The sequence below is a fragment of the Clostridium tarantellae genome, from assembly GCF_009295725.1.
Lineage (GTDB): Bacteria > Bacillota > Clostridia > Clostridiales > Clostridiaceae > Sarcina > Sarcina tarantellae.
The window spans coordinates 1-6579 of sequence record NZ_WHJC01000190.1; the positions used below are offsets into that span (position 1 = coordinate 1).

Consider the following 6579-nt stretch of genomic DNA (forward strand, 5'->3'; position numbering starts at 1 on the left):
ATAATATATAAATTTATGATGTTTCAGCCCTTGCCTGCTTAACCAGTAACAACGCATACGTTAAATTATAGTTATATGATAACATTATTTTTCGATAATGTAAATGTTTTTTTTACAAAAAATTTAATATCTTTTCTTATTTTTCCGTGATAATTTTTAATAATATAATATACTATTATTTTTTAAACTTATTTTAAGTTATTATATATTTTTTGCAAATTACTTTTCATAGCTTCTAAATAAGTTAATCCATCTTCATTGCTTTCTAAGCTATATATACTTTCTATTTTAGCACCAACTTCATTAGCTAAAGTTTCTGAAACTTTAGGGCTTACTAACTCTGGCATAAAAATTGTTTTAATATTATTTTCTTTACAAAAATCAACTATGCTTTTTAAATGTTGAGGAGTTATTTCACCTTCTCCAAAAACATCTTCTACACTTACTTGATTCAAATTAAAATCTCTACATAAATAACCAAAAGCTGCATGCCCTGTAACAAGATCTTTTGATGAAAGACTATTCATTTTACTATCATATTCATTATATAAATCATTAACTTCTTTTATAAACTTATTATAATTCGATGTATAAAAAGACTCATTCTCTTTATCTTTTTTTATTAAAGCATTTTTTATATTATCAGCTTGAATTTGTATATCTTTTAAACTTAACCATACATGTGGATCAATTTTCCCATGATTATGCCCTTCTTCATGGCTATGTTTATTTTCAACTTCATTTTCTTCATTATATTCTATAGGAGTAATTCCTTTTGAAGCATTTACTATTTCTATATTTTTATTTTCTATTGTTTCTAAAACTTTATCTATCCAATTTTCCAATTCTAATCCATTATAAATAAATATATCCGATTTATTTAATTCAATTAAATCTTTTGTACTTGGTTCAAAATCATGAGGTTCTGACCCTTTTGAAACCATAGTTGTAATTTCAACTTTATCTCCACCTATTATCTCCGTCAATTCTGTTAATGGATCTATTGTAGTTGCAACCTTTAATTTATTATTTTCAACTTTTTCATTATTATTTTTCGCACATCCACCTAATAAACCAATTGTCATTACTAATATGGTTAGTACCCATGTTAATTTTTTCATAATTCCTCCTATTTGCAAATGAATTGCATTAATAATTAATATAATACTATATAAATATATTTACTGTCAACCAAAAAAAGGTTAATCACCTTTAAATGATTAGCCTTTTTTTATAACTTTATTACATTTATTTCATTATTATTTTTTAATAGTTCATATTCTCTTTTTTGACTAGAAAATAATATGATTTGTTTTTCTTTTGAAATTTCATATATTATACTTAAAACTTTTTTTAATCTATTTTCATCATATTGACTAAAACTTTCATCTAAAATTATAGGTACAATCTTATTGTTATAAATTAATTCTATTATCGCTAAACGTAAAGCTAAATAAACTTGATCCCATGTACCATTACTTAAATAATCACTATAAATTAATTCATTTTTATTACTATCCCTAACTAACAAATCATAGTTTGAAGACACTTTAACTTCACTATATTTATTATTAGTTATTTTTTTAAAATATTTTGATACTTTATTATTTAATATAGGACCATAATTTTTTTGTATCTCATAAAAAGATTCATCTAAATATTTTAATGATAAATCAATAGCTTTTAAATTTTTTTCATAATCTAATTTTTTATTAAATATATTATTTATCTCTTCTTCAATAATACTTAGACTTCTACTAGTTAACATATTTGTATTTATTAAATGTTCTACATCTTTTATTTCCTTTTCTACTTCTAAAAGTTCTTTATTTTTTTCTTTTAAAGTTATTTCAATATCCTCTTCTTTTTCATAAGAATAATATTCTTTATTATTTATAATACTCTTTAATTCTTTTTTAAATTCTTCTATATTTCTATCTTTCAATAAAACTTTACAGGTATTTTCTATACTCTTTATATTATTTTCTAATTCAATTTTTATTCTTATTTTTTTTAATATTTCATCTATTTTCTCAAAAATATTTTCTAAAGGAATGTTATGTAAATTTATATCTTTTAACATTTTTCTTAATATTAATTCTTTATTATCTGCTTCATTTCTTAAAGCTTTTATTTGATCAAATAAATTTTCTCGATGTATTTTAATATTTTTTTTATAATTTAAAATACTTTTATACATTTTTGCTTTTTCAATAAATTCATGTATATTATCTGATGAAGATATATTAATCAAACTTTTAATAATTTCATTATCTCTTTCAAATTTAATTATTAATTCATCTCCATTTAAAGATTTAAAATTTTCATCTTTAACTCTTATTTTATATTCTAAAGAATGTGCTTCTTTACAAAATTCATCATATTCTTTTAACCAAATAATTAATTCTTTATAATCCTTACAACCTGTACTTTTATTATAATTACTTAATTTTATTTCTAATTCTTTAATATCCTTTTTTAAAGTTTTTATATTATCTACTTGAGTAATATGTTCCTTATAAAAATCTAATAATTGTAATTGTTTTTTTCTATATTTTAATAAAAATATTATTACCAAACTCCCTATTATCCCCATAGAAGCACTAGGAATATTATTTTCGAATATAAAATATGCAAACATTACAGGACTTAAACAAAAAGGACCAATTGCTATATTTATAATAAATAATTTTTTCTTTATCTTTTTTTCTTTTTCTTCAACTTTAAGATCAATTTTATTTTCCTTAATTATTTGTTGAAGTTCTTTTAATTTATTTTCATATAAAAATAAATTATTTTGTATTTCATTTTTAAAATAATCATCTATTTTAAATTTATTTAATTTTCCTTTATAAATAGAATATTTTTCCTTTAAATCTATTATATCTTTTTTTAAAGATAAAGCTAAATTATAATTATTTTTTAAAGTTTCTTTTTCAATAATTAATTTTAAGGCTTTATCCTCTATATCTTGTGGTAATTCTTTTAAATATTCATATTTTTTTAATTCATATTCTTTAGTAGAAATTTTTCTATCCAACTCATGTATATCTACTAATTGTTCATTATAAAAATCCATAACTTTAAAGTATTCTATAGCTTTTTCTTTTATATCAATTAAAAATTTTTCATTTAATTCTTTTTTTATTAATAATAATTCATCATCTATTATTTGTTTTTCTGCTTTAAATTTATCTATTTTATTCAAATATAAATTTATATCTTTATAATTATGTTGTAATTTTAATTTTTTTAAATATTCTTTACCTTCTTCTAGATTTTCTATATCATTTTTTATTTTATCACTTTTACACTTTAAATTTATTAACTTTAATTCATTATCCATATTTTCTTCATTTAAAGATATTTTTTTATGTTTTTCTTCTATTAACTTATGATATTTTTCGTTTAATAAATCTAAAGCTCCATTTTTTCTAGCAGTTGTTATTTCTTTTTTTGTTTTTTCAAGATTTGTTTTAATTTTTTTATAAGATATGCTTTCTTCTCCACTTTGAAATATATTAATTATTTTATTTATAATTTCATCATCATTAGAAGTATTTAAACTAATTCCTAATTGACTTATAAATAAAGTGTTTTTAAAACCTTCATAATTTAAATCTAATAAAGTTTTACCTGGTTCATCTTTTTGTATTTTTTCTATTTCCTCACCAGTTATACTATTTAGAATTATAGAAACATCTTCTTTTTTACAACTCCCAAAATTTCTTTTTATAATAATATCAGTATTATTTTCTAATACGTGCATTTCTCCACTTATATTTCCACCTAAAAACGACTTATATTTTAATCTATCATTATTTTTTATGGATTTTCCTCGCTTATTATTAATACCATAAAGGAATATTTTTACAAAAAATTGTATAGTACTTTTTCCTGCTTCATTTTCTCCATATATTATGTTTAATCCCGGCTTAAATTCCAAAATTTTATTTTCAAATTTTCCTAAATTATTTATGCTAATCTTCTTAATTATCATTTAAATTCACCTCCTGTTCTAAAATAGACTTAATTCCTATCCTTAATGCTAACTTTAATAGCTCTTGTTCTTCTTCATTTTCAGCATTATCTATTTTATTTAACATTTTAGTATAAAATACTCCTCTTAAAGAGTTCTCTTTTGATATACTTTCTATATCAATTTTTATATTTGTCTTATCTTTTATTTTTATATAGAAAAAATATTTTTTAAGTATATTTTCTAAAGTTTTTATACATATATTTAAATCTTCACTTATTTCACCTTTTAATGTTATAGAAAACAAATCTTTTTCTCTAATATGAATAGGAATTGATTTTATTATTTTATCCTTTATATCCTTATTTGTTAAACATTCATTTATAAAAATCTCTAAATTAGTATATTTTCTTTTATTAATAGGTTGAAATTTTAAATTACAAAATCCTTTATTTATTTCTCCAAAAATTACTCCTTTATCTCCACACTCATCAAATCCTCTTCCCTCTGGACATCCTGAATATGCATAATAAGTATTCCCTGCTCTATTAATTCCACTAAATTTATGACTATGTCCCATAGCTATATAATCCATATGAGAATTTGAAATTTCATTTAAAGTTATAGGATTATAGTCTCCTTCAGTTGAATTAACAATCTCTCCATGCATAAGCATTAACTTTATCATATTTTTATGGTTGCTTTTCAAATTAAAATTTTTCAATTTACTTTTTTTACAATATTTATTGGTAAAAGAAGCTCCATAAACTACTGTATTTAAATTAGGTAACTCAACATAAGTAACATTATCTCCAAAAATATGAACATTATTTGACCATTTAATCATTGAATAAAATGATTTTGAATTATATGGATCATGATTTCCTGTTACTATGAAAACAGGAATATTATTTAATCTTTTTAATTCTTCCCTTATAAAAATTAATGTGTTTTTCTCTATTGAAAAATTATCAAACATATCTCCAGTTAATAAAAATAAATCTATTTGTTGTTCCAAACTTTTATCTATTATTTTTGAAAAACTTTCTTTTAATTCTGCCCTTCTTAATTTAGATATATCTTTTGGTAAATCTTTAAAAGGTGTATCAAAATGTATATCTCCACATTGAATAATCTTTATACTTCTCATATTTTCCCCTTTTACAAACTTTTGTTTAATTTTAACATAATTAAAATTCAAAAAAAAGACTGTTCCAATAGCAATAAAATTACTAATTGAAACAATCTTTTCTGTTGTTTAATCATTAAAAGCTATCTATTCTGGCGGTACACTACTCATTTCTTCTCACCTCTAATATCCTTAAAATAGTTGCTATTTTTCATATTATTGGGATTGATTGATTGTGCCCTTTCCATAAGTTATTGCCTCCTTTATCATACAAACCAAATTTATATATTTTTAATATATTAAAACTTAGTTTGATTATTAAGTGCAATACTTTACTTTAGCCCACTTTCATATGATTGAACCATTCTTTTTACCATTTCCCCACCTACAGAACCACATTGTCTTGAACTTAGGTTTCCATTATAATCACTAAATGGAACTCCTAATTCATTAGCTACCTCATTTTTAAATTTAGCTAATCCTTGTTTTGCCTCTGGAACTAATGCTTTTGACATAATAAATTCCTCCTTTGGGTTTGGTATTTATAAGTTACAATTAAAAGTTAATAAATTTAACTTTCATGTTACTTACACTATTATATTAACCAAAATATATTTTTTTAAACTTGGAAATTTAATGAAAAATTAAATGTTTTAAATCGTATTTCATATATTTTTTTTATTGTTTATCTTTAAAACTACAGAATCATTTATATTAGAAAAAGCAAAATATGAATGAGCTTCTAATTTTATTACTTTTTCACTTAATAATATAAACCCATCATCTTTTTCACTATCAATTAATGAATCATCATATATATAATATTCATTAATACTATGAGGATCATAAACTTTAAAATATACTTCTCCATTTATAATAGTATATCCAGATAATACTATATAATGACCTTGCTTAGTAACATGACCCGGAATCATATTCACTATAATTAAATGTTTATTATCATCTAATAAAATTTTTACTCTATTAATATTATTTACTTCTTCATAGTTCAAATTATAATTTGGTTTATTTATATCTGTTGCTGCCATAATGAAGAAATTTTTATCTGTTCCACAATAATCTGTTCTAGTATTTATTTCTAATGAATATTTGCATAGTTCTGGTGGTGATATATCAATATTATTTAAAGTAGATACTACTATTGAATATGCTGTTGGTCCACATCCTGAACTTTTTATTGTTTGTGTATAATCATTAACTCTTGAATTAGTATATGGCATATCTCCATATCTTTTATCATCTTGTGCATAATATCTTATACATTTTTCTTTAAGAGTGCTAGAATAAATACTTTCCTTTTCTTCTTCATTTATTTTATCATCATTTTCTTTAAAGATATCGGTATCATTACATTTTAAAACTTCTTCATTTACATTTTTATCAAATAAAATTCTTTCGCTTATATTTAAATTAATTAATAACTGAATTACTTTTATAATTATAATAATAC

5 protein-coding genes are annotated in these 6579 nt (G+C 21.0%); all 5 read right to left on the reverse strand.

What is annotated here, in order from left to right:
• Positions 1-188 precede the first annotated feature (188 nt).
• The gene (locus GBZ86_RS11080) at positions 189-1124 is read right to left on the reverse strand and encodes a metal ABC transporter solute-binding protein, Zn/Mn family (protein WP_422678924.1); all 936 of its coding nucleotides are present in this window, start codon (positions 1122-1124) and stop codon (positions 189-191) included.
• 107 nt (positions 1125-1231) lie between these two features.
• A complete protein-coding gene (locus GBZ86_RS11085) occupies positions 1232-4000 on the reverse strand; it encodes an ATP-binding protein (protein WP_152890659.1) in 2769 nt (922 codons plus the stop codon).
• Positions 3990-5129: a metallophosphoesterase family protein gene (locus GBZ86_RS11090; RefSeq protein ID WP_152890661.1), complete on the reverse strand. Its 1140-nt coding sequence runs from the start codon at positions 5127-5129 to the stop codon at positions 3990-3992. The genes GBZ86_RS11085 and GBZ86_RS11090 overlap by 11 nt, the downstream gene beginning before the upstream one ends.
• A 311-nt stretch (positions 5130-5440) precedes the next feature.
• Positions 5441-5623, reverse strand: a complete 183-nt coding sequence (locus tag GBZ86_RS11095; RefSeq protein WP_152890663.1) for an alpha/beta-type small acid-soluble spore protein — start codon at positions 5621-5623, stop codon at positions 5441-5443.
• Between the two features lie 150 nt (positions 5624-5773).
• On the reverse strand, positions 5774-6579 hold an 806-nt coding region (locus GBZ86_RS11100), incomplete at its 5' end, for a C39 family peptidase (RefSeq protein ID WP_207707443.1).